Raw genomic sequence first — 19,923 nt, 5'->3', positions numbered from 1 at the left:
CCACTCGTCCTGGGAGACAGATGAACCAGCCAACACCGACCTCCGCCCCCGTGTCCCTGCCGTTCGAGACCGCCCACGTGCCCCCGGCCGAGCGCCTCGACGCGGCCGCTCGGGACGAGCGCATGCGCAGTCCGGGGTTCGGCCGGGTGCTCACCGAACACATGGTGACGATCCGGTGGACCGAGGGCACCGGCTGGCACGACGCCCGGGTCAGCCCGTACCGCGGCCTGGAGATCGATCCGGCGACGGTGGGGGTGCACTACGGGCAGATCGTGTTCGAGGGGCTGAAGGCGTACTCGCTCGCCGACGGTGAGGTCGGGATCTTCCGCCCCGACGCGGCGGCCAGACGCCTCCAGCGGTCGGCGGCCAGGCTGGCGATGCCGGAGATGCCAACGGAGCTGTTCACCGACGCCCTGGTGGAACTGGTGCGCGCCGACCGGGACTGGGTGCCCAGCGAGGTCGGCAAGAGCCTCTACCTGCGCCCGGTCCTGATGGCGACCGAGGCGGACCTGGACCTGCGCCCGGCCCGTGAATACCTCTTCCTGCTGATCGCCTTCGTCACCGACAACTTCTTCCCCGGCGAACTCCGGCCCAGGACCGTCTGGATCTGCGAGGACTACGTGCGGGCCGCACCGGGTGGCACCGGCGAGGCCAAGACTCCCGGCAACTACGCCGCGAGCCTGCTCGCGCAGGAGCAGGCGAGGGACCGGGGCTGCGACCAGGTCGTGTGGTTGGACGCGGTGGAGCGGCGCTGGGTCGAGGAGATGGGCGGGATGAACCTGTTCTTCGCCGTGGGCCCCGAGGACTCGCCCCGCCTGCTGACGCCCCCGCTGGGCGGCACGATCCTGCCGGGCATGACCCGGGACTCGCTGATCACGATCGCCAGGGATCTCGGCTACCCCACGTCCGAGGAACCGGTCAGCGTGGCGGAGTGGCGCGGGTGGGCGGGCGACGGCTCACTGCGCGAGGTCTTCGCCTGCGGTACGGCCGCCGTGGTGACGCCCGTCGGGACCGTCCGCTCCGCGTCCGGTGACTGGGCGGTCAACGGGGGACGTCCGGGACCGATCGCCACCCGGCTGCGAACCGCACTGCTCGACATCCAACACGGACTGGTCCCCGACCGGCACGGCTGGGTCCTGCCGGTCGGCTGATCACCTCGTCGCCTCCCGGGAAGCACGTGCCGTGGAGACGCGACGCCCACCGATAACCGCACCAACCCGAGGGAAAGCCCCGGTCACGTCCCGGGTCCGCCCGCGAAAGGAAACAAGAGATGTCTACCGCTGACCAGGCACAGACCAGCAACGCGGCGAGCCTCCGGGAGACCGCGGCCGACGCGGCAGGCGCGGCGGCCCTGCTCGAGATCGGGGACCGCCTCGGTCTGCTTCCCTACATCGACCAGGGGCAGAGCGTCACCGCCGCGAAGTTGGCGGCCGAGCTGGACCTCCCCGAGGAGGGCGTGGCCAACTACCTGGAGGCGATGTCCTCCGCCGGCATCATGGTGGACTCGTCCAGCGAGGAGGGCAGCCTCCGGGTCGCCGACGACTTCGACCAGATCCAGTACGAGGCGGGCTACCTGTCCTGGGCGATGAACGCCAACCGCCCGTTCGTGAACAACGCCGTGGAGTTCCTGCGCGCTCCGCTGGACTCGAGGGCGAAGTACCCCCGGGACGGCCGGCAGGTCGCGGTGTCCTCGGAGTGGATGGGGTCGAAGGGCTTCTACCCGGTCGCCCTGCAGACGATCCTCGACGCCCGTCCCTCCCGGGTCGTTGACCTGGGTGCCGGCACCGCCCGGCTGCTGATCGAGATCATGCTCCAGCTTCCGGAGACCACGGCGGTGGCACTGGACCTGGACGGCCCGTCCTGCGAGGAGGCCGTCCTGGCGGCCGAGCGCGCTGGCGTGGCCGACCGGCTCACCGTCATCGAGGCACCGATCCAGTCGGTCGCTGAGGACCCCACGCCGGTGCAGGGTGCTGACGTGGTGCACGCGGGCTTCGTCTTCCACGACATGATGCCCGACGAGGAGCAGGTCGCCGACGCCGTGCTCGCCAACTGCCGGGAGGGCCTGCGGTCGGGTGGCATGATGGCGATCACCGACGCCGTGCCGTACGTGAAGAACACGCGGGAGCGGCGGTTCAGCGCAATCGTGAGCTACTACCACAAGCAGTTCATGCGTCGTCGTCTCCTCACCGAGGAGGAGTGGACCGCCAAGCTGTCCGACGCGGGCTTCTCGTCGGTCGAGTGCCTGCCGCACCGCTTCCCGACGGGCCGCCTGTTCAAGGCCACCAAGGCCTGACGCCTCGGGCCGGTACGCGTCCATCGCGGCCGGTCGGAAGACGGGGTGGTGCACCGGTTCTCGCCGGTGCACCACCCCGTTCGACGTTGGCGGCCGGTCTCGGGAACGGTGTCCGACGTGGCGCTCCAGGACTGGTGGACGCGGTGCCGGCTCCCCCGCGTGGGCGGCAGCCACCCCCGTGCGCGCCAGGAGGCGGGTGCCCGGTTCCGGTCCGTGACCCGCAGGTGATCGTGTCCGGCTGGGCCGCTTCCCAACAGACCTCCGCGCTCTCCCCGGACTACCTTCGCCCGGGGCCCGACCGGTGGGCGCCTCGGCTGCCGCGACCACCCGCAAACGCCGCCGGCACCGGTCCACCACGGCGGTTTCCGCCGCACTCCCCTCCTTTTCCGCTACTTCTCCACAAATTCGCCAGCCGGGGTGCGAACGTGACCAGAAGCGGTTCGGCGAGGGATGGCACGACCAGGGAATTGACACGGATAGCGACGTTCCGATCACTGAAAGCCGACACTCGAGCAATTTCGGGAGCCGAACCCCGGCACTCGCTCGCGGCGACGTATCCCATGGTGACCACGGCATTTTAAGCCACACTCAACAGGGTTGCCGGCCGCACCACCCCTGGCAATACTGTCCACCAACAGAAACGGGTTGACCGTCTCGGATTCTCCTGCCGCCCCAGCCTGGGCAGGCACGCGTTCCGCATTGAGCAGTGATCACTCGCGCCGCCTCGAAATTGCGCGTTGGCGGATGACGACCTCAGGAACACGGATTCCGACAACGAAAGGACAAGCAGATGCTCAGGAGCGTCGTGATCGTGGGCGGAGGAACGGCCGGCTGGATGTCGGCGTCCTACCTGAAGGCCGCCTTCGCCGACCGCATCGACGTGACCGTCGTCGAATCCCCCCGTGTCAGCACGATCGGGGTGGGCGAGGCGACCTTCAGCACCGTTCAGCAGTTCTTCGACTACCTGGGTCTCCGGGAGACGGACTGGATGCCTCGGTGCAACGCGACGTACAAGCTGGGCATCCGCTTCGAGAACTGGCGGGAGAAGGGCCACCACTTCTACCACCCGTTCGAACGGCTGCGGGTGGTGGACGGCTTCCCCCTCAGCGACTGGTGGCTCCACGAGCCGGTCTCGGATCGCTTCGACAAGGACGTCTTCCTCGTCTCCTCCCTCGCGGACGCCAAGAAGTCCCCCCGGTTCCTGGACCACCGCCTGTTCGAGCCGGAGTTGGACCTGGAGTCCGGCGGGCGGATGTACCGCACCACGTTGTCCGAGCAGAGCACCCAGTTCCCGTACGCGTACCACTTCGACGCGGCGCTGCTCGCGGACTACCTGACCGAGTACGGCACGGACCGGGGAGTCCGCCACGTCGTGGACCACGTCGAGGACGTGGTGCTCGACGAGCGGGGCTGGATAAGCCACGTCCGGACCAAGGAGCGGGGTGACGTGCACGGTGACCTGTTCATCGACTGCACCGGATTCCGGAGCCTGCTGCTCGGCAAGGCCATGGGCGAGCCGTTCGAGTCGTACCAGGATACCCTGCCCAACGACAGCGCGGTGGCGTTGAGGGTTCCGGTGGACGTGGCGACGAAGGGGCTGCGGCCCTGCACCACCGCCAGCGCGATGGACGCCGGGTGGATCTGGACGATCCCGCTGTTCGACCGGATCGGCACCGGGTACGTGTACGCGAGCGACTACTGCTCGCCGGAGGAGGCCGAGCGCAACCTGCGGGAGTTCGTCGGGCCGGAGGCCGACGGGTTGGAGGCGAACCACATCCGGATGCGGATCGGCCGCAGCCGCAACTCGTGGGTCAACAACTGCGTCGCGGTCGGGCTCTCCAGCGGTTTCGTCGAGCCGTTGGAGTCGACGGGCATCTTCTTCATCCAGAACAACATCGAGAACCTGGTCAAGCACTTCCCCGACCAGAACTGGTCCCCCCAACTGCGGACCTCGTTCAACCGCGCCGTGAACCACGCGATGGACGGCGTGCGGGAGTTCCTGGTGCTCCACTACCGCGCGGCGGCGCGCGCCGACAACGAGTACTGGCGGGACGCCAAGACCCGCGTCATCCCGGACGGGCTGGGGGAACGGCTCGAGCAGTGGCGGACCAAGCTGCCCGACGCGGAGAACATCTACCCGCACTACCACGGCTTCGAGGCCTACTCCTACGTCTCCATGTTGATGGGGCTCGGGGGCATCCCACTGAGCGCGCCCCCCGCGCTGGCGCACATGGATGACACCGCGGCACGCAAGGAGATGCGGCTCCTCCAGCACCAGGCCAAGGATCTGGTGGAGCGGCTGCCCAGCCAGTACGAGTACTTCGCCCAGATCCACTGACCCGTGCCGCCGACAGATGGCGCCGCCAGCCGAGCCGAGAGGGAGCCCATCGTGACTGACGCGCCGCCGCTGCCGATGTCCTCGTCCGGCCTGCCCGGCCTGCCCGGGCGGCAGGGGGTGGACAGGGATGCGTTCCGGACCCTGATGTCCGGGTTCCCCTCCGGGGTCGCCGTGGTCACCTCCGGCTCCGAGGGATCCCCGGCGGGGATGACCTGCTCGTCCGTGTGCAGCGTCTCCCTCGACCCTCCGGTGCTCCTGGTCTGCCTCCGGGCCGCGAGCCCGACCCTGGCGACCGTGGTCGAACGGGGGTCCTTCGCGGTGAACTTCCTGTCGGCGAGGGCGCGGCCGGTTGCCGAGCTCTTCGCGTCGGGGGACCCGGACCGCTTCAGCCGGGTCCGCTGGGCGGTGGGGGTCGGTTCCGGCGGCCCCCACCTCGTGGGGGACGCGGACTCGGTGGCGGACTGCTCGGTGCACAGCACCCACCAGGTGGGCGACCACGTCGTCGTGCTGGGTGACGTGCTGGCGGTGCACTGCGAACCGGAGCGCCGGCCACTGCTCTACGGTCTGCGCCGGTACGAGGCCTGGCCGGTGCTCGCCGGGCCCACCTGAGCGCCGTGCCTCGGTGCCCCGACGCCGCGGTGCCGGCCAGCGCGGGCTGGTGCGGGGTGGCCGGTGCGGCCGTGACCCCGTGCCCGCCGCTCACGTTCCCGTTCCACGGAGACTGGAGATCTACCGATGGCGGTCTGGGACCTGCTCGTTCGGTTGTCGCACGTGTCGGCCGCGCTGGCGGCGGTCCTGCTGTTGGCCGCTCTCGGTCGCCGGTTGGCCGCGCTGCTCCACCAACCCAGCGTCATCGGTGAGATCACCGCTGGTCTGCTGGTCGTTCCCGTGATCGGCGCCGTAGCGGGACAGGGAGCCGTCGACCTCGTGCTACCGGGTCCGGTGGCGGAGGTGCTGCACCTGGTCGGAACGGTTGGACTGGTGCTGTTCCTGGTCAGCATCGTCCACGAACTGGGCAGGAAGGAAGGGGGACTGCGGGCCGGCTCGGTGGGGTGGGCCACCGCGGGCTCGCTTGTCCCCGCGTTGGTGACCGGTTCGCTGCTGGTTTGGTGGGTGTCGTCCACCGGTGACGCCGACCTCCGGGGCGACGCTCCCCTGTCGGCGTTCCTGCTGTTCGTGGCGACTGCCATGGCGGTGACCGCCGTGCCGGTACTGGCCAGGATCCTGGTCGACCGGCGGATGAACGGCACCCTGGTCGGTGACCTCGCCCTGTCGGCGGCCGTGGTCACCGACGTGGTGGCGTGGGTGCTCCTCGCTGTCGCCGTCGGACTGACCGCGGGCGGGGTGAGTGGTGCGCTGGTATCGACGCTGATCATGGCCGTCGGCATCCCCACTGCCCTGGGGTGCCGGGCGCTGTTGAGGTCCGGGCGGGCGTCGGCGTGGGCGGCACGGTTCACCACGTGGTCCTCGGTCCTCCTCGCCCTGGTGGCGCTGGGGACGGCGATGCTGTTGGAGCATTGGGGGCTCACCGCGGTGGTCGGTGCCTTCCTCGTCGGTGTCGCGGTCCCCCACGGCGGCGGGTGGAACCGGGTCGTTGGTCGGCTGGCCGCGGCCGGCAGGACCGTTGTCCCGGTGTTCTTCGTCGTCGCTGGTCTGGACCTCTTCACCGGTCCGGGGAGCGGCTTCCCCGTGGGTACCACCGTGCTCGCGGTCGGGCTGGCGCTGCTGGGCAAGATCGGCGGCGGGTACCTCGGGGCGCGGTTGGCTCGCCTCCCCGCTGCTGATGCGCTCACCTTCGGGGTTCTGATGAACACGCGGGGACTGACTGAGATCGTGGTGCTCCAGGCTGGTTACGCGGCCGGCATCCTGTCGCCTGGCCTGTTCCTGGTGCTGGTGGTCATGGCGGTGGTGACGACCGCGATGACCGGGCCGCTGTTGTCACTCCTCGTCCGGTCCCGGCGCCATTCCCACGCGCCGGGCGGGGTCTAGCACCGCGCGGGCGTCTGATCCGCCGGTGGGCACGGAAACGCCGCCGCGTGTCCGTTCACGCGGGCCATCTCGGCGGGCCGGCGTCGAGGCGCGCGGTACCGGTCGTGCCGTCCGCACCGTTCTCCGGGTCGGGGCGTGCACCTTCCGCCCCAGTCCCGGCCGCGCCTCGGGCGCACCGGTGCGCGTCACCGCCCCGATCGTGCCCACCCGCCGTGCGGTACGGCCGAGCTCACCGGGGTGGGGTGTCCGACCTGGCCTGTCCGAAGGACCGCTGCACGGTGGAACAACGCTCGATCACCTCGGCCTGGCTCAGTCCCAGGACCTCCGCCTCGGCGAGCAGGGTCCGCAGTCGCCGTTGCCACTCCTCCACGAACTGGGGATCCGCGGGGCCGGAGCGGCTGTCCCGTCGGACGACCGCCCCGCTCTTGCGGTTGACCCTGATGACACCTTCTCGTCGGAGCAGGTCATACGCCTTGTTGACCGTGTGGAAATTGATCGCGAGGTCGCTCGCGAGCTGTCGCGTGGAGGGCAGGGCCGCCCCCTCACCCAGGTGGCCATCGGCGACGGCCTCCACCAGTCGGTCCCGAATCTGCTGGTAGATCGGGACTTCGCTGTCAAGGTCGATACTCAGGTGCACAGCATCACTCTAGCTGGTATACATCTCATAGAACAAAAAGTCAGCTGGGGGTGGAGAGCATGCAAGGCCGGGCGATCGGCGCGGGAACAGGCGCCACCGTCGGCGCCGAGGTGACTGGTCCGCACTGGACATCGGAACCCGCACCAGCACGGCACAGCGCGGCACCGGCACCGCGCGGGCCAGCACCCGTCAGCACCGGCGCGAGGGACTTGGACGCGGCCCACACGGCCTACCCCTCTCACCTGGGACGACCGGAACGCGAACCCTCCACCGACCACCGACGACGCGCCCACGCACGAAGGGTAGCCGAGGCGGGTGCCAGGACAGGACAACAAGAGCACCTGCCGACCGTCACGCGATCAGCTGAACCCCTCCCCCAACCCGGCGGCGGGCCGGAACGCTGACCCCGCCGCACCCCACGCCGAACAAGGCGTCGTCACGGCGCCAGACCCAGGAAAGGAGACGAGCATGGCTTCCGTGACCGTCTCGGACGACGAGATCGTCGTCAGGTTCAACGCCACCGAGATCCCACTGGTGGCCCGACAGAAGGTGACGATCCCGCTCTCCGCCGTCAAGGAGGTCGCGGTCCTCGAGAAGTCCCTGGCCACGCAGGGGGCGCGCCGCGCGGGGATGTTCGTGACCGGGGTGATGAAGGTCGGCCTGTGGGGAACCGGGACCGGGGTCCAGCAACTCGTCTCGGTCCGCAGGGGCACCCCGGCGCTGCGGATCATCCTGGACAAGTACGACGCCGGCCTGAAGATCGACGAGGTGATGGTCAGCATCTCCGACGCCGCCTCGGTCGCCGACGACATCGAACGTCGACGGGGGGCGACCCGATGACCAGGCACGACGAATTCCGGATCCAGGTCGACAAGCTGACCAAACGCTTCGGCTCCGTCACAGCGGTCAACGACCTGAGCTTCACCGTCGAACCAGGGGTGGTCACCGGATTCCTCGGCCCGAACGGGGCCGGGAAGACGACCACCATGAGGATGATCCTCGGCCTGGTCACCCCGACCTCGGGCACCGCGACCATCGGCGGCCGCCCCTACGCGGACCTGCCGCACCCTTCCCGCACCGTCGGCGCGGTCCTCGACTCGTCCAGTTTCCACCCGGGCCACGTCGCCCGCGACCACCTCGCCGTGTACTGCCGGATGGGTGGCTACCCGCTCGACCGCGTCGACGAGGTCATCCACCAGCTGGGCATCGGCGAGTTCGCCGACAGGAGGACGCGGGGCTTCTCCACGGGCATGCGGCAGCGGTTGAACCTGGCCACGGCGCTCCTCGGGGACGCGCGAGTGCTGCTGCTGGACGAGCCCAGCAACGGGCTCGACCCGGAGGGCATCGCCTGGTTGCGCTCCTTCCTGAAGGGCCTCGCCGACCAGGGGCGCACCGTCCTGGTGTCAAGCCACGTGCTCAGCGAGGTCGAGCAGGTCGTGGACGAGGTCGTCGTGGTGCGCCGGGGGGAACTGGTGGCCTCCGGAACCATGGCCGAACTGTCCTCGGCCGCGACGGCGGCCGTCGTCGTCCGCTCACCGGACGACGAACGCCTTGCCGAGGCGTTGCGCGCGGAGTCCGTCCAGGGGACGCGCGCCACCTCGGTCGAGCGGCTCGAAGCCGGTGCGCTCCGGGTCGAGGGACTCACCACCGCCCAGATCGCGGACCTCGCCGCCGACCACCGGCTCCGGGTGCACGAGTTGACACCAGAACGATCCACCCTCGAACAGGTCTTCCTGCGACTGACCTCGGACCCCAGGGAGAGTGTCCGGTGAACCGGCTGATCATCGCGGAAACCACGCGTCTGCTGTCCTCGCGGCTCTGGCTCGGAGCACTCATCGGCGCCCTCGTCTGCGGCGGCGTCATGATCGGCGGGTTGACCCTGTTGGGGCCGGAGAACTTCGATCCTCCGATGCCGGGGCTGGACACCGAGGAGGGGGTCCGCAGCCTCCTCGGCATGTTGTCCTTCACCGTGTTCGTGCCGGCAGCGCTCGGCACGCTCGCCGTGACCTCCGAGTACCGGCACCGCACCATCTCCTTCACCTTCCTGTTCGAACCCCGTCGGTGGCGGGTCCTGGTGGCGAAGCTGATCACCTTCGCGGTCGCCGGGCTCTGCTACGGCGCGATCGTGGCGGGCACGGCCGGGGCGGCGCTGTACGGCGGGGCGGCGGCACGGGACATCACCCTCGGGCTCCCGGGTGCGACGGTGGCGGAGCTGCTGGTTCGCCTGGCGTTGGCGATGGCCGCGTTCATGGTCATCGGAGTCGGGTTCGGCGCGCTCATCCGCAACCAGATCGCGGCGTTGGCCGCCGTGGTCGGCTACCTCTACATGGTGGAGCTGGTGCTGCTGGCAGTGCCCGGCATCAACGCCGTCTACCCCTACCTCCCGGGTGGGGCGACGGCGTCACTGACCGGGTTCACCTACCTCGCCGACGCCATCGCCGAGCAGACCAGCGGCTCGTCCAGCACCCTGCTGTCCGCGCCGCTGGGCGCCCTCGTGCTCGCCGGCTACGCGATCGTCGCGGCCGCCCTCGCGGTCGCGGTGCCGCTGCGGCGGGACGTCACGTGACGGGCTGACCGGCGGGCTTCAGGAAGTCCAGGTCCGCCACGGTCAGCTTGGTCAGGTCGGAGGTCGAGGCGTCCGAGGTGACCGCCAACCGGGAAGCCTGCCGGTCCACCATGTGCTCGAAGGTCTTGCGGGCGGTGCGACCGTTGCCGAAGGTGGCGTCCTTGGGCAGCACCTCGAAGTAGTCGCGGAGCACCACCGCCGCGTCGTGGTCGAGCTGGTAGTCGTGCCGTTCGCACTGCTGGCGGATGATCGTGACCATCTCGTCGGCGTCGTAGTTCTCGAACTCGATGGTGCGGGTGAACCGGGACTCCAGCCCCGGGTTGGAGGCGAGGAACTCCCGCATCTCCTTCGAGTAGCCGGCGACGATGACGACGACCTCGCTGCGGTGGTCCTCCATCAGCTTCACGATGGTGTCGATGGCCTCGCGGCCGAAGTCCGGGCCGGTTCCGCCGCTCTGCGCGCTGAGCGTGTAGGCCTCGTCGATGAAGAGGACGCCGCCCAGCGCCTTGGTGAACGCCTCGGTCGTCTTGATCGCGGTGCCACCGATGATCTGGGCGACCAGGTCGGCCCTGGCGACCTCGACGAGGTGCCCCGAGGTGAGCACGCCGAGTTCGGCGAGGATCGCGCCGTAGAGCCGGCCCACCGTGGTCTTGCCGGTTCCCGGGGCACCGGCGAAGACGAGGTGGCGGCTCATCGGGGGAACCGAGAGGCCCGCCTCCTGCCGGCGTTTCGCCATCCGGTTCAGGTTGACCAGGCCGGTCACGTCCCGCTTGACGCCTTCCAGGCCGACCAGGCCGTGGAGTTCGGCGAGGGGAGCGCTGAGGCTGTCACCCCCGTTCCCGTTGGCGGTCTCGGCGTGGGCCGGCTGGCTGGCTGCCCCCGGTGCGGGGGCGGCGGCCGCGCCGCCCTCTCCCGCGGTCAGGTAGGCGTCGGGGAACCCGTTGCGCTCGCTGGTCAGCGAGGTGACCGTGAGCCGCGCGTCGGCCAACAACCGGCGGAGCCCGGCTCCGGTGTTGCCCCGGGTGACGCAGTCCCGGACCGTGACGGGCTCGGCGGTCTGGACGTGGACGCCGTCGCTGCCGTTGTCGGTGAACTCGCAGCCGGTCAGTTCCGCGCTGCCCTCGGCGGTGACCTGCACCCCGTGGCCGCCGCTGCCCCGGCTCCGGGAGCCGCTCATCACCACCCGGCCGCCCTTGCCGACGAACACGCCGTCCCCACCGGACCCGTAGACGTCGCAGCCCGTGAACGCGGCGGTGCCGCCCTTGGTGACGGCCAGCCCCGACGTCCTGGCGCCCTGGACGCTGCCGCCGTCGACACCGACCTTCGCGTTCTCCGCGACCAGGACGGCGGCGGCGCCGCAGCGTTCGACCTCCATGCGGGTGAGTTCGGCGGTGGCGCCCTCGACCACCTCGACGGCGTTGCCGCCGGAGTCGCGCACTCGCAGCCGGGTCAGGCTCGCCGTGGTCCCCTCGGCGTGCACGCCGACCCCGGCACCGGCCGGGGTGGACACCACCAGTTCCTCCGCGTCCAGGGTGGAGCCGTCGGTGAGCAGCACCCCGGCGCCGCCCACGTCGGTGATGACGCAGCCCCGCACGGTCAGGGTCGACTGGCCGGCGGCGCGGAGGCCGTGCTCCCGGGCGTTGGACACCCGGAACTGGCTGAGCGTGGCGGTGGTGCGCTGGGAGACGAGCAGGCCCTCGGCCGTCCGCTCGGCCTGGCAGTCGTCCACGCTGACGGAGCCGGTGGTCGCCAGGTAGAAGCCGACGCCCTCCGACTCGCGGACGGTGACCCGGCGCAGGTCCGCGCTGGCCCCCTCCTCGACGGCGACCGCCGGTTTGGCCGCGCCGGCGATCACGGTGTCGCTGACGGCGACGCTCGCGTCACCGTTGAGGCAGATCCCGTTGCCGGCGACCCTGGCGATGTGGCACCCGGACACGGAGAGCCGCCCGCGTTGGGCGACGACGACGGCCGAGGTGCCCAGGTCCTCGAAACGGCACTGGCGCAGTTGGCTGCGCACGGATGCGGTGATGACGACACCGGCGCCACCGGGGTTGGTCACCCGGCTGTCCGCCAGGTTCACGGCGCCGCGTTCGTGCGCGACCAGGGCGGCCCAGCCCTGGGCGCTGATCTCGCATTCCGTGATGGTGCTCCGCCCTTCCTGGCTGATGAGGGCGGGGGCCTCCTGGTCGGTGGAGCGGACGGTGAGGCCGGAGAGGGTGACCGGGGCGAGCAGGTTCAGCGGTGTTCCCGTCTCGGAGAGGATCTCGACCGTGCCGGGGCCGTCCTCCGCCGTGATCGTCACCTGCCGGGTGACGACCAGTGCCTCCGTGTACCGGCCGGGGCCGACGCTGATGACGGCGCCGTCGGGCGCGGTGGCCAGGGCACCGGCGAGCGACCGGTGCTGTCCGGGCTCGACCGCCGAGACACTGATGAGCTGCCCGGTCATGTGGGTACTGCCTCTCCAAGCCGTGGTGTGGACGGGTGGTCGGTGCGGGGGTCGGGGCCGCCGGACAGGCGGCCCTCGATCCTGGCCGCCGCCAGTTCGGTACGGGAGCGGCACCCCGTGCGGGAGAACAACCTGGTCAGCCGGCTCTCCACCGTCTTCTCGCTGACGCCGACGGTCACCGCGATCTGCCGGTTGGTCCGCCCGTCGCTCACGAGGTCGATGATGCGCAGCTCGAGGTCGGAGAAGTCGGGGCGGCGGGCGCGGACCCGGACCGGCGACAGACCCATGCCCCGCATCAGTTCGACCAGGTGGCCCCGGCCGCCGTCGCCGTGCAGCCGCTCGCACACCTGGTGGAACTCCCGCAGCCACCGACGTTGGTCGGGCGCGGCGCCCGCCTTGATGAGCAGGGCCCGAGCCACCGACGGCTGGTCGCCCCGTGCCCGCGCCATCCGCAGGCCCTCGTCGAGGGCCGCCACGTCGCCCTCCACCAGGCCGCGCATCAGCAGCACCGACTGCCTGCTCCCGGGCGAGCCGACCTCGTCGTCGAGCCGTTCCAGCTCGGCGAGCCCGCGCCGGGCACCGTCCTCGTCGCCCTGGCGACTGGCCTGGTCCGTCAGCCGGGTGAGCAACGGGGCCAACGCCAGGTATCCAGCCCGCCGGTGGCGGTGGTAGTTCTGCCACCCGACGACGTCGGCGGCCACGGTGTCCCCGGTCCGGTGCAGCAGACCACACCGGACCCAGGCCAGGTAGTGGCCGCAGACCGTCGTGGCGGGGATCCGTTCCAGCCAGGCCCAGGCCCGGTCGAACTCGCCGCGTTCCGAGCACATCTCGGCGGCGAACACGCGGACGAGGTGCAGGGGTGGGGTGTCCTCGCCGTCCGCGGCCGCCTCCAGGCTCCTCGCCAGTGACAGCGCGGCGTCCCACTCGCCTGACCAGTAGTGGGAGAGGAGCAGTTGGTAGCCGGGCAGCGGTCCGTCGACCGGCGGCGCGTACCGGTCGCCGAGGACCAGGCCGAAGGCCGTGGTGTAGTCGACGAGGAGGGCGGAGTCCCGCAGGTGGTCCCGGGTCGGCACGTCCTGACCGTCCGCTCCCCTGTCCTCCCGCAGGCGACCCCACGCCCATTCGAAGGAACGGCGGTCGCCGGCCAGCGCGGTGGTCAAGGCCATCGCCTCCAGGCCGGTGATGACGAGCTCCCCGGTCCCGTGGTCCCCGGCGAGTTCCCCGCTGGTGCGCAGGGCCCGCCGTTCGACCTCGACGGCGGCCTGGAGCCGTCCACGCAGCATCAGCGCGCAGGACCGGGCGATGCGCGGCCCCCAGGACGTGTCACCCCACACCTCCTCCAGGAGGGACAACACCTCGTCCACGTCGTCGACGCGCTGCTGCTGCATGGCGGCGAAGAGCCACCGGATCGAGATGTCGAACAGGTCGTCGGCCCCGCCGGAGGCGCCCGGCCGCGCCACCCGGTCGCCGCTCCCGGTGCTGGCCCCCACCAGGCCGCGCAGCAGGGGCAGCGCGGCCCGGGTGGTGGCGGACACGGCGTCGTAGTGCCCCAGTCCGAACTGGAGGCGGGTCACCCACCGGAAGACGTGCCACCACCGGGGGTCGGTGGCGGTGAGCCGGCGCAGGGCGGCCGCGTACCACGTCATCGCCGACAGCGGTTGGCTGTTCCGCCGGGAGTCGGCCTCGGTCACCAGCAGGTCGGCCGCGTCGGGCCACGGTAGCGCCGGGCCGGCCGCGGCGACGTGGTCCGCCAGTCGCGCCCGGTCGACGGCGATGCCACGGCGGGACCGGCGGCGGAGGACCTCCGCGAAGGACCGGTGCCGTTCGCGGGCGGCCTCGGGTCCGCCGCGCCAGCGCAGCGTCGCCGCGAGCGCCGGCACGGGGAAGGCCAGCCGTCCCGCCGCGTCCAACCGGAGCACACCGTCGCCGACGAGACGGTCCAGCGCGTGCCCGGCCGAGTCGAGGTCCGTACCGATGACCTCGCTGATCACCGGCAGGTCGTCCACCCGGAGTCCGGGAACGGTGGCCGCGGTGGCGGCCAGCGCCTCGGCGTCCGCGCCGGCGGCGCGGACGCGGGTGGTCAGTTCGTGGTCCTCGTCGAGGCGGATGGTCTCCTCGGGCCGCACCAGGCAGAGGTGGTCGTCGATCATCCGCAGTCGCCCACCCTCGGCGAGGGAACGGACGGTGGTCAGCACGGTCCCCGGGTTGCCGTAGAGCCCGCCCAGCGCGGTGCGCAGCGCACCCTCCAGGCCGGGGTCGACGGCGACCTGGTCCACGGGCAGCGCGCGGGCCAGCAGTTGGTGGGCGTCCTCCCCGTCCAGCGGCTCGACGTCGAGGATGTCGTCGGCGGTGGCCACGAGCTGGTGGAGGAAGGAACATCCGGCGCTTCGGAGGCCGGTGGTGACGACGACGGCGCACCCGGCGGCCCTGGCGTTCTGGAGGAGGAGCGCGAAGGCGGGCCTGGTGACGGAACTCACCCGGTGCGCGTCGTCGACCACCAGCACGGTCCGCTGGATCGCGACGAGTCGGCTCAGCGCGACACTGATCGTGTGGACCAGCGCCAACAGCTGGGGCTCCGTCGAATGGCGGAGTCGGTCCCGCATCCGCGCGGCCGCCGCTACCCGCTCCGCGAACTCGGGGTCTGTGACATGATCCAGCTGGTCACGTAGGGATTCGATCACGAGGTCCAAGGTGAGCGGCTGGCTGGGCTGGGCTGTGTCGACCGTGAGCACACGTGCCCCCTGTCTCGTCCACACCCGACGGGCGGTCTCGACGAGGGTGGTCTTCCCGGCGCCGGTGTCGCCACGGAGCAGCAGCGACGAACCGAAGTTCTCGGCGGTGTCCACCAGCGCGGTGAGGACCTGGAGGTGGTGCCTTCTTCCGATCACGGTCGCGACTCTCCGACCCATAAGCCTTCTCTCACCAATCACCTCGATCGTCTCCGGTGATGGGCTTCGCGCGGGCTGCCGGGCCAACGCGGCCATCTACCACCACCCGTTCCTAGCGCACCATTCCTCCTTCAGGGGATGGGGGGCTCCCCTCGCCCCTAATTCGAGGGATCTCCTCCGCATGTCCGTTTTCGTCGTCCGGCGGACGGCCGAACGGCCGTCCCCCTCCGTCCGGAGCGCACCGTGGCGCTTCCCGCTGTCGTGTCACCGCAGGGCGACGCGCTCGACCGCCAGGAAAGGCACCCGGTGAACCACGCGCCACTCGTGCACGGATCCACCTCCGCGCGTCCCGCACCTCCGCCGCTGGTCGGCAGGAACGAGGTGATCGACCGCCTCGCCGCGGAGTGCGCCCGCGCCGACGGCCCCCCGTTCGCGCGGGTGCTCGGCGAGGCCGGTGCCGGCCGGACCTCGCTGCTGCGCGCCCTGCGGGGGCGGTTGCGCGCGGCTGGCATCCGCACCCTCTCCCTGTCGGCCAGCCAGGACGACGGGGGAACCCGGTACAGCGCCGTCTACCGCCTCCTCACCTGCCTGCCGTCGGTCCCGGAGCCGCCCACCGGGCCGGCCGGGCCCACCTCCGCACGGGAGGTGCTGCTCGACCTGGTGGCCCGGGTCAGCGCCGTACCCCCGGACCAGCGGGCACCCGAGACGGACGCGCGGTTGGCCGCGGCGCTGGCCCAGGTCCTGCGCGCGCACGCCCCGCTGGTGATCCTCGTCGACGACGCGCACTGGTTGGACGGCGACAGCGGACGCGTGGTGGAACCGTTGGCGAGGAGACTGCTGGGCACCGGGTGCGGCATCGTCCTCTCCGCGCGCGTCGACGCTGCGCCGGACCCGGTCGGCCCGTTCGGGGGGCAGGAGGCCGAGGTCGTCGCCCGCATGACCGACGACGGGCTGCTCTCGTCCACCGTGCTGCGTCCGCTGACCCGCGACCAGGACCACCGGCTGCTCACCGAGTGGCTCCAGGCACGACCGGACCCGGTGCTCACGCGGGAACTCCGTTGGCTGTCCCGGGGGAACCCCGCCGCCCTCCGGTGGGCCGTGCGGGGGCTCTCCGAGTCGGGTGCGTTGCGGGTCGTCGACCGCCACGCCTACCTGGTGCCCCAGTTCGAACCGCCCCGGTTCACCACGAGGAGCCCGCTGCTCGCGCCGATCCGTGAGGCCGGCCCCCTGGCCAGGTCGGTGGCCGAGGCGCTGGCGGTCCTGGCTCCCCTGGGAGTCGGCGTCGAGACGATGCTCACCGAGGCGTTGGCCCAGCCGGCTCCGACGGTGCGGGGGGCGCTCGACCTGCTGCGGCGACGCAGGGTGCTGGTGGCGGGCCGGCGTGGCTGGCGCTTCCGGCTGCCGGCGGTCCGGGAGGCGTTGCGGGCCGGCCTGGGCCCCTACCAGCGCCGTCGGCTGTCCGCCCTCGCCGTCGCCCGGGTGTGGGAGGGAGGCCCGACCGCCCTTGACCAGGACGCCGTGGCGGACCTGCTGGTCGAGGCGGGGGGCCTCGTCGACCCGGAACGGGCCGCCGCGGAGTTGACCGACCGGGGCGGCGCCACCCTGTTCACCCACGGCCTGCGGTCCGCGCGGTGGCTCCGGGCCGCGGCGGAACTGATCACCGACCCGACCCGGCGCGCGATGACCCTCGTGGGGCACTGCGCCGCCTGCGCCATCAACGAACGTCCCACCGACGCCGCGGACAGCGCGGAGGAGCTGATCAGCCGGCACGCCCCCTACGTCCCGGAGTCCGCTCGGCAGGAACTCGGCGTCATCTACGTGACCTGCCAGTGGGCGACGGGGAACACCGGGCCGTTGCGCGGGATCGCCGACGGCGAACGGACCGTGCTGCCCGGGGGCCCTGGGCAGCACGCGGTGTCCAGGGCGGCGGCGCTCTTCCAGTTGCAGCGGTACGGCGAGGGACGGGCCCTGCTGGCGGCGACCAGGGACAGCTGGTCCCGGGAGCCCGCCTCCGCCGACTTCGCGCACATCCTGGGAGCGGGGGCGGCGATCTGGCAGGGCGATCCGGCGGAGTTCCGGGAGTTCCTCGCCGACTCCTCCCGTTGGCGCGGCCAGGACGTGCCGCAGCTGCGCTTCGAACGGCTGCGCTACCAGGTCAGCATGCTCCTGGCGATGGGGGAACTGACCCGGACCCTGGAACTGCTGTCGGCGGAGGGCATCCGGGTGGACCAGCTGCTGACGACCGACCAGTTCATGGTCCACCAGATGCGCGGCGACTGGGTCGCCGCGATGGACGTCGCACGCCGCAGCATGGCGGCCGGGAACACGGTGGCCAGGCCACCGGGGCCAACGATCATGTACCGGGACGCGGTGAAGATCCTCGCCGCTCGGGGTCGGCTGGCCAGGGCGAACGAACTCGCCGAGTCGGCGCGGTCCCAACCCGTGCAGGCCGACTACCTGCTGGACCTGGCCCAGGCTCGCATCCGCCGTCTGCTGGGCGATGGCGATGGCGCGATCCTCGCGCTGCGCAGGGGCCTGGACCGGGCGGCGGCCGCCGGGTTCGTCCTCGGCACCGACGAACTCTGGGCGGAACTGGCGGAGATCGCCGCGGCCGAGGGCCGGGTCGAGGAGGCCACCGGCCACCTCGCGGCGATCACCTCGGTCGCGCGCCGGATGGGGACCGGGCGCACCGAACTCCTGTCGCTGCGCAGCCAGGCGCTGGTCCACCGCGACCGGGACGCGGCGGCGGCGGCGGTCGAGCTGGCCCGGGAACGCGCGCAGCCCTCGGAGATCGCGGGCACGGCACTGCTGGCGTCGTCGTTGGGGTACCGGCCCGACGAGCTGTTACCCGAGGCCTACCAGCTGTTCGGTGACCTCGACGCCCTGCTGTGGCGGGCCAGGACCCGGAACCTGATGCGGGCGCACAACCTCCCGGTCCCGGGACGCACCGCGACGACCGCCGAGAACGAACTGCTGCTGGCGGTGCTGGTGACCGAGGGGCTCAGCAACCGGGAGCTGGCGACGGCTCTCCAGACCAGCGAGAAGAGCGTCGAAGGGCGGCTGACCCGCCTGTTCGCCAAAGGGGGCTACGGGTCCAGGGTGGACCTCGCGGCGGCCATGCTGACCGGCGAGTACCCGTGAGGGTGGCCGGACGTCCCGTCGCCGCCGGGTGGCGGGCCCGGCCGCTCGGTCTCCGTCACACCGCCCCGGGTGCGTTCGGTGACGGCCGGGCCGTCGCGGCACGTGGGCGAGCGTCGCGGCGACTCCACCGACGGACACCTGGGGCCGCGAAGCCCGGGTTCCGGTCGCTGCCCGGCGGTACGGGGAAGGCGAACGCCGTGGCGCGTGCTGCCACCAGCCGCGCCAGCCGTCGACGGTCCACCCGGGATGCCGCCGTCCCGTGGCTCCTGCTCGCCGGGCATCCCCGTCGGGACGGCCCCGGGACCCGGGTGGAGGCGAACGCCTCCCACCCCGCGCCGGGCCGATCCACATCCTCCCGGTGGTCCGCCTCGGGGCGCGGCCCCCACCCGGGTGGCGCTGCCCCGTCGGTCTACCCCGCCGCCGGGGTGACGCCCTCCTGCTGGGCGTCCAGCACGAGGGCGACGGTGGCCAACCACTCACGGCGGGACGGCACGAGGGGCCGGGTCTCGGCGGCCCTGACGTGCGCGCTGAGCTCGGTGGGGATCGGCACGCCGTACCGGTCGAGGTAGTAGCCCAGGGCCGCCGGCCACACCCAGATCCCGTCGGTCAGCAGGCCGCCGGGCACGACCCGGCCGGCCGAGTCGTCGAGCAGGTCGTAGCCGGGCAGGGCGCTCTCCACCAGGGGGTGACCACCGGCGAGGTAGCCCAGTTCCTCGTCCCGGTCGCCGGTGTCGACGGCGTTGGCCGGGTCGAACAGGCGAACCCGATCCTCGTCCAGTTCCGCCAGCCTCGGGACCGGTGGTGGCTGCGAGGCGAACACCTCACGTCCGCTGATCAGGGCCAGTGTCTGGTAGTCGGGAAGGCTGGTCTCCGGTGAGAACACCTCAACGGCCGGGCTGACCAGGCCGATCTCGACCAACGCGTCACCGAGCCTGCTGGCCAGCTCCGCGGCGCCCTCCATGGTGGCCGTGGTCTCCACGAGGTGCACGAGACGTGGTGGGATGCCGGGCACCTCGATGGTGCCGACCCGCCACACCTGCCAGGCGGTGTGCTCTCCCGGCGTCGCGGAGAGGACCTCGGTGACGACGGCCGACGCGGCCACCGGGACCAGGACGTCGCGGGCGCGCTCGTCGACGAACTCCCAGGCCGGCGTGTCCCCCGACTCGTCGTCGCGGAGCAGGGACAGCAGCGGCGTGGTCGCACCCCCGGCGCTCGCCAACACCTCGCGCAACCCGAGGGGGACGTCGATCCCGTGGTCGGCGAGGCTCATCACCACCGCCCGCCCGGCCAGCTCCCAGTGGCCGGCGGCCAGCCAACGCCTGCTCTGCCAGAGGACGTCCTCCGGCAGCAGGGGCGCCAACCTCAACAGCGCCTCATGGGGGGACAGCATGCGCTTCTCCTTCCGTCAGGTGGTCGTGCTCGGCCTGGTCGGTCCGGACCGGCCACGGCCGCCACGCCGCCGTCCGCCCCACCCCGCCGAGTGGTGTGCGCCCTGCTCCGCACGAGTGCGTCTCACGCCCGGAGCCCCGGATCGGGCTGCTCACGCGCGGTGCGAGCGGAGCGCCCTCCGCGAACCCGTCCTGATTCCGGCCACCGGGAGTCGCCTGGTCTGGGCGACCGCTCGT

The 19,923-nt window shown here is 71.9% G+C and carries 13 protein-coding genes; 9 read left to right on the top strand and 4 right to left on the bottom strand.

Features of this window, described 5'->3' with window-relative positions; all coding sequences use genetic code 11:
• Window positions 1-20: 20 nt before the first annotated feature.
• From ACOJVX_RS12020 to ACOJVX_RS12000, 5 genes are all read left to right on the top strand, one after another.
• Window positions 21-1,151, top strand: coding sequence for a branched-chain amino acid aminotransferase (locus tag ACOJVX_RS12020; protein ID WP_422647535.1), 1,131 nt, complete (start codon window positions 21-23; stop codon window positions 1,149-1,151).
• 119 nt (window positions 1,152-1,270) lie between these two features.
• Complete coding sequence (locus ACOJVX_RS12015) at window positions 1,271-2,293, top strand: class I SAM-dependent methyltransferase (protein WP_103056887.1); 1,023 nt, start codon at window positions 1,271-1,273, stop codon at window positions 2,291-2,293.
• A gap of 790 nt (window positions 2,294-3,083) precedes the next feature.
• Window positions 3,084-4,631: a tryptophan halogenase family protein gene (locus tag ACOJVX_RS12010; protein ID WP_103056889.1), complete on the top strand. Its 1,548-nt coding sequence runs from the start codon at window positions 3,084-3,086 to the stop codon at window positions 4,629-4,631.
• A gap of 51 nt (window positions 4,632-4,682) precedes the next feature.
• Window positions 4,683-5,240 (top strand): flavin reductase family protein, encoded by a 558-nt coding sequence (locus ACOJVX_RS12005; RefSeq protein WP_016697893.1) that lies wholly within the window; start codon window positions 4,683-4,685, stop codon window positions 5,238-5,240.
• A gap of 126 nt (window positions 5,241-5,366) precedes the next feature.
• Window positions 5,367-6,620, top strand: coding sequence for a cation:proton antiporter (locus ACOJVX_RS12000; RefSeq protein WP_103056890.1), 1,254 nt, complete (start codon window positions 5,367-5,369; stop codon window positions 6,618-6,620).
• A gap of 229 nt (window positions 6,621-6,849) precedes the next feature.
• Here ACOJVX_RS12000 and ACOJVX_RS11995 read toward each other — a convergent pair whose 3' ends face one another.
• Window positions 6,850-7,257 (bottom strand): GntR family transcriptional regulator, encoded by a 408-nt coding sequence (locus ACOJVX_RS11995; protein ID WP_103056891.1) that lies wholly within the window; start codon window positions 7,255-7,257, stop codon window positions 6,850-6,852.
• 468 nt (window positions 7,258-7,725) lie between these two features.
• Here ACOJVX_RS11995 and ACOJVX_RS11990 point away from each other — a divergent pair, with 468 nt between their 5' ends.
• The 3 genes from ACOJVX_RS11990 to ACOJVX_RS11980 are packed head-to-tail and all read left to right on the top strand — an operon-like array spanning window position 7,726 to window position 9,823.
• Complete coding sequence (locus ACOJVX_RS11990) at window positions 7,726-8,097, top strand: hypothetical protein (protein WP_016697890.1); 372 nt, start codon at window positions 7,726-7,728, stop codon at window positions 8,095-8,097.
• Window positions 8,094-9,029, top strand: a complete 936-nt coding sequence (locus ACOJVX_RS11985) for an ABC transporter ATP-binding protein (protein ID WP_103056892.1) — start codon at window positions 8,094-8,096, stop codon at window positions 9,027-9,029. Before ACOJVX_RS11990 ends, ACOJVX_RS11985 begins: the two co-directional genes overlap by 4 nt.
• Window positions 9,026-9,823 (top strand): ABC transporter permease, encoded by a 798-nt coding sequence (locus ACOJVX_RS11980; protein WP_103056893.1) that lies wholly within the window; start codon window positions 9,026-9,028, stop codon window positions 9,821-9,823. Before ACOJVX_RS11985 ends, ACOJVX_RS11980 begins: the two co-directional genes overlap by 4 nt.
• Here ACOJVX_RS11980 and ACOJVX_RS11975 read toward each other — a convergent pair.
• Window positions 9,816-12,269 carry a right-handed parallel beta-helix repeat-containing protein gene (locus tag ACOJVX_RS11975; RefSeq protein ID WP_026420315.1) on the bottom strand — a complete coding sequence of 818 codons (2,454 nt, stop codon included), beginning with the start codon at window positions 12,267-12,269 and terminating at the stop codon, window positions 9,816-9,818. The genes ACOJVX_RS11980 and ACOJVX_RS11975 overlap by 8 nt on opposite strands.
• Entirely contained in the window at window positions 12,266-15,157 is a 2,892-nt protein-coding gene (locus ACOJVX_RS11970) for an AAA family ATPase (RefSeq protein ID WP_422647534.1), read from the bottom strand. The genes ACOJVX_RS11975 and ACOJVX_RS11970 overlap by 4 nt, the downstream gene beginning before the upstream one ends.
• Before the next feature lie 306 nt (window positions 15,158-15,463).
• Here ACOJVX_RS11970 and ACOJVX_RS11965 point away from each other — a divergent pair, with 306 nt between their 5' ends.
• Window positions 15,464-18,298, top strand: coding sequence for an AAA family ATPase (locus tag ACOJVX_RS11965; RefSeq protein ID WP_422647533.1), 2,835 nt, complete (start codon window positions 15,464-15,466; stop codon window positions 18,296-18,298).
• 409 nt (window positions 18,299-18,707) lie between these two features.
• Here the strand turns inward: ACOJVX_RS11965 and ACOJVX_RS11960 are convergent, their stop codons facing one another.
• Window positions 18,708-19,688, bottom strand: a complete 981-nt coding sequence (locus ACOJVX_RS11960) for a hypothetical protein (RefSeq protein WP_026420313.1) — start codon at window positions 19,686-19,688, stop codon at window positions 18,708-18,710.
• Window positions 19,689-19,923 lie beyond the last annotated feature (235 nt).

Source organism: Actinoalloteichus caeruleus (assembly GCF_049311605.1).
GTDB classification, from domain to species: Bacteria; Actinomycetota; Actinomycetes; order Mycobacteriales; family Pseudonocardiaceae; genus Actinoalloteichus_B; species Actinoalloteichus_B caeruleus.
This window is presented reverse-complemented; position numbering and strand designations above follow the sequence as displayed.